Raw genomic sequence first — 4415 nt, 5'->3', positions numbered from 1 at the left:
ACCCGCACACCACGCTATGGCGTTGCGCTGGCGAGCGCGCTCGTGCTGGTCGCGAGCGCCGCTGCGCACGCGGCGGCCGCGCCGCTCGCCTACGTGACGAGCGAGAAAGCCGGCGTCGGCGTGATCGATCTCGATCAGATGACGCTCGCGCAGACGTTTCCGGTCGGCGCCGACGGGCCGCGCGGCCTGAGTCTGAATGCGGACGGCACGCGTTTGCTGGTCGCCAACAAGAACACCAACGATCTCGCGGTGATCGATACGGCCACGGGCAAGGTCGTCCAACGCGTGAAGATCGGCAAGAACCCGGAGTACGTGCGGGTGCACAACGGCTACGCGTACGTGACCTACGAACCCGGCGAGGACGGCGGGCCGCCGGCAGCCAGCGCGGGCGGCAAGCCTGAAGCGAAAGCCGGTGGCAAGCCCGGCGCGGACGACGACGCCAACAAGCCGCCGGCGGAAATCGCGATCGTCGATATGAAAGACTGGCGCGTGATCCGTTCGGTGACGAGCGGTCACGAAACCGAAGGCATCGAATTCTCGCGCGACGGCCAGACGATGCTGGTCACCAACGAGGGCGACGATACGGTATCGGTCTATCACGCGCGCACCGGTGCGCCGATCAGGACGGTGAAGCTCGCGGCCGGCGGCCGGCCGCGCGGCATTCGTCTGTCGCCCGATGGCAAGTACTACGTGGTCACGCTCGAGTCGCTGAGCAAGTTCGTCGTGATCGACGCGCACACGTTCCAGATCGTCAAGACCGTCGACACGAAGCTCGGACCCTACGGCGTCGCGTTCGGCCCGGACGGTCATCGGCTCTTCGTCGCGGCGGCGCGCGATAAGGCGGTGCAGGTGTTCGACGGCCACACGTACGAGCACATCGCCGACGTGCCGGTCGGCCAGCGCTGCTGGCATTTCAGCTTCACGCCGGACGGCTCGAAGCTGCTGGTCGCGTGCGGGCGCTCCGACGCGGTCTATGTGCTCGACGCGAAGAGCTATCAGCCGATCAAGCAGATCGGCGAATTACCGCTTGCGTGGGGCATCGTCACGTATCCGCATAGTGACGGCTCGATCGAATCGCATTGAGCGGTGAGCGCATAGGTAGGGGCCGTCGCCAGTCATCACGTCCACCGGATGGCGGCGCTGGTGCGCCGTGGGTCGGCTTCGGCGTTCGGTAGTTCGGTGCCGGCGACGCAGGCTACGTTTGCCCGGCGCGCTATTCGAAGGGCACGAGGCATTCGAATAGCGCTCGGCCAACGGCTAGGCGATCCATCCACCGTCGACCGTCAGGCTTTCGCCGGTCGTGTAGCCGGCTTCGGGGCTGGCCAGATAAGCGACGGCCGCCGCGATTTCCGCCGGCTTGCCGAAGCGTCCGACGCTTGCGAGCTTCGTCATCGTTGCATGGTCTTCCGTACCGGGCTGCGGAGCCAGTTCCGTATCGATCGGGCCGGGCTGAACGGCATTGACGGTCACGCCGTATTTGCCCAGTTCGCGCGACAGCCCGCGCGTGAAGCCTCGCAGAGCGAACTTCGATGCGATGTAGAGCGTCACGCCAGGCAGCGGCGCGGCTTCGCCAAAGGCCGAGCCGACGTTGATGATGCGTCCCCAGCCCGCCGCGACCATTCGCGCTGCCGCGTCTTTGGCCAGTTCGATCGGCGCGCGCACATTCAGGTTGAAGTGCGTGTCGTATGACGTGTCGGATGAATCGAGGAATGGCCCGTACTCGACAGTGCCCGCGTTGTTGACGAGGATGTCGAGCCGCCCTTCGAAGCGGCCGCCAAACGCACCGTTCAGCGAATCGACGAGGCTCCTGACGCCTTGCGGCTGCGACAGGTCGGCACCCACAGCTTCGGCCTCGCCGCCCGCTTCGCGGATCTCTTTGACGACTGCTTCAGCGCGCGCCGGACTCGACGCGTAATGAACGATGACCGACGCGCCGTCGCGCGCAAGACGTGCCGCAATAGCTGCACCGATTCCACGCGACGCGCCAGTCACGAGGGCGAGTTTGCCTTTCAGAGCTTGAGTCATGGTTTTCCTCAACGGGTAAGTTTCGAAGCGGTCCGCCTGCCTGAACGGGCGGGGGACTGCTGCATCGGAGCCAATGTTTTCGTGCATTGGTTGATGCGTATGCTCCGCTCAGCCCGCATCGCGCGGTAGTCGCGGGTGAGGAATAGCGCCTATTCTTGCCGCGAGGGGGTCAAATCAGGGCCGTTGGGGTGCGGCTACAAAGCGGCTACGCGGGGAGGTCCCCGCCTTCGCTGGATTTGCTCTCATTGAGAAGGTGCTCGACAAACGCGACGAAGGCCCGCGCCTTCGTGGTTGCCATGCGGCCGGACGGAAAAACCGCCCACAGATCGATCGGCGGCAACGTCCAGTCCGTCAGGACGGCCTGGACCGTGCCGTTTGCCAGTTCAGGGGCGAACATCCATTCCGAAGCGACAGCAACGCCCATGTGAGCGAGTACCGCCGTGCGCATGCCTTCGGCTGCGTTCACGCTGATCCGGCCGGACAAGGTCACGGTCGAGTCGGCGCCGTCACCGCGGCTGAACAACCAGGATTCACCACCACCTCGCACGGCGTAGACGATCGCCTGGTGCCGGTTGAGGTCGACAGGTGTTTGCGGAATGCCGGCTTGCGCGAAATACGACGGTGTGCCGACGACGAGCCGCCGGCCGGTGAAGATGCGGCGCGCAGTCATCGTCGAATCGTCCAGCGCGCCCATGCGCAATGCGACGTCGACACCCTCGCCGAGCAAATCGACGGACCGGTCATCGAGCACGATGTCTAGGCTCAGATTGGGGTGTTGGTCCAGGAAAGACTTCAGTGCTGGCAACACATGCAGGCGGGCGAACGTGACGGCCGCGCCGATGCGCAGTCTGCCGGATAAGCCCTCCGACGACTCACGCACTGCCTGTTCCGCCTGTTCCGCCTCATCGATGGCTCTGAGCGCGTGATCGTAGAACCGCTGACCGGCCTCGGTCGGCGCGAGGCCGCGTGTCGACCTCAATAGCAGACGCGCGCCCAGACGTTCCTCCAACTGTGCGACTGCCTTGGAGACGGCTGGCTGGCCCAGCTTCAAGCGGCGTGCGGCGGCGGAAAACGAACCCGCATCGACAACCGTTACGAAAGTCTCCATCGCCACCATGCGGTCCATGTGCATCCTCCTGGCAGATTGCCAGCGAAAATGCGCAGTGTAGCGAAACGCGCGCAACAACCGCGGACCGGTCTATTTCCACGCATAGCGCAAGCCCAGCCACACGCCGCGCGGCGCGCCCGGCCCGACGAATTGCTCGTTGACCGGGTTCGCGCCGTTGAACGTATTGCCAGGGCCGGTGAAGAAGTTCTGCCCGAGCGCGCCGAAGCTCGCATAGCGCTTGTCGAGCAGGTTCGTCACCGACGCGAACACCTGCAACTGCTTGGTCACCTGGTAGGCGGTGTCCATATCGATCAGCAGATAACCGGAGATCTTGCCGTTCACGTCCTGGTTGTTTTCGTCGCCCTGCGCATACACGCTGCCGCGCCATGTGAGGTTGGTGCCAACCCGCCATTTCGGCGTGGCCGCGTAGTCGAGCCGCAGTTTGACGGTCGTCGACGGAATGCCGGGGATATGATTGCCCGGCTTCACGGTGATATTGCCGTTGGCGTCGGCGCTGGAATTGGTCGGGCTGCTTTCGGTCCACGTCGATTGGTAGGTCGCGTCGACGTAGCTATAGCTCGTGGTCACCGTGACCGGTCCGAGCCTGCTTTGACCCGCGAGCTCGACACCTTGCCGGCGCGTGCGGCCGACGTTCTGGAAAAAGCCTTGCGAGCTTCCCGCGCCATTGCTGCTGACGAACTCGATGTCGTTGTCGAGCGTGGTGCTGTAGGCGGCGGCGCTCCATGTCGTGTTCGAGCCGACCTTGCCGCGCGCGCCGATTTCATAGGTCTTCGAAATCACCGGCTGCAACGACGGATCGGAGATGAAGTCGTTCGGCAGCGAACACGGCGCGGCCGGATCGGCACAGGCCAGCTCGATCGCGGTCGGTGAGCGCATCCCCTCGTTGTAGGTCGCATAGGCGGTGAGCGCTGGCGTCGGATTCCAGTTGATCCCGACCGCCGGATTGAACCGCGAGAACGTGTGATGGCCGTCGAGATTCGGCTGCAAACCGCTCTCGTCGCCGATCGTCGCATCGGCCCAGTTATAGCGGCCCGCGAGCGTCAGCGACCATTGATGCGTCAGCGACAGCGTGTCCGACAGGTAGATGCCGTAGTTGGTGTTGTGCGTGTTCGCGTCGGTCTGCTGCGCGAAATTGCCAATGCCGATCGTCGCGCGCGAAGCGGTGAACGCCGCGTCCTGCGACGACTGCGTGAAGCGCGAGTTGGCGGCGTCGACGGCCATGCCCGCGATGAACTGGTTCTCCATCCCGCCCAGCTTGCCG

General features: G+C 64.8%; 4 protein-coding genes. 1 reads left to right on the top strand and 3 read right to left on the bottom strand.

The window, feature by feature from the left end; translation table 11 throughout:
- Positions 1–27: 27 nt before the first annotated feature.
- Positions 28–1083 carry a beta-propeller fold lactonase family protein gene (locus VGH68_RS18735; RefSeq protein ID WP_414696963.1) on the top strand — a complete coding sequence of 352 codons (1056 nt, stop codon included), beginning with the start codon at positions 28–30 and terminating at the stop codon, positions 1081–1083.
- Between the two features lie 174 nt (positions 1084–1257).
- On the opposite strand, the gene VGH68_RS18730 is transcribed toward VGH68_RS18735, so the two are convergent.
- The 3 genes from VGH68_RS18730 to VGH68_RS18720 all read right to left on the bottom strand — a co-directional run.
- Entirely contained in the window at positions 1258–2025 is a 768-nt protein-coding gene (locus VGH68_RS18730; protein ID WP_331605174.1) for a 3-oxoacyl-ACP reductase family protein, read from the bottom strand.
- A 205-nt stretch (positions 2026–2230) separates the two neighbouring features.
- A complete protein-coding gene (locus VGH68_RS18725; RefSeq protein WP_331605173.1) occupies positions 2231–3151 on the bottom strand; it encodes a LysR family transcriptional regulator in 921 nt (306 codons plus the stop codon).
- A gap of 72 nt (positions 3152–3223) precedes the next feature.
- A partial coding sequence (locus VGH68_RS18720) for a TonB-dependent receptor domain-containing protein (RefSeq protein ID WP_331605172.1) occupies positions 3224–4415 on the bottom strand: 1192 nt, incomplete at its 5' end.

The sequence above is a fragment of the Paraburkholderia sp. genome, from assembly GCF_036488505.1.
In the GTDB taxonomy this organism is placed as follows: Bacteria; Pseudomonadota; Gammaproteobacteria; order Burkholderiales; family Burkholderiaceae; genus Paraburkholderia.
Note: the sequence above shows the minus strand (reverse complement) of the source record. Positions and strands in the feature narration are given on the sequence as shown.

Excerpts from the sequence above, each read along its gene's own strand:
- VGH68_RS18730 (WP_331605174.1), bottom strand. The coding sequence starts at position 2,025 with ATGACTCAAGCTCTGAAAGGCAAACTCGCCCTCGTGACTGGCGCGTCG.
- VGH68_RS18725 (WP_331605173.1), bottom strand. The coding sequence starts at position 3,151 with ATGGACCGCATGGTGGCGATGGAGACTTTCGTAACGGTTGTCGATGCG.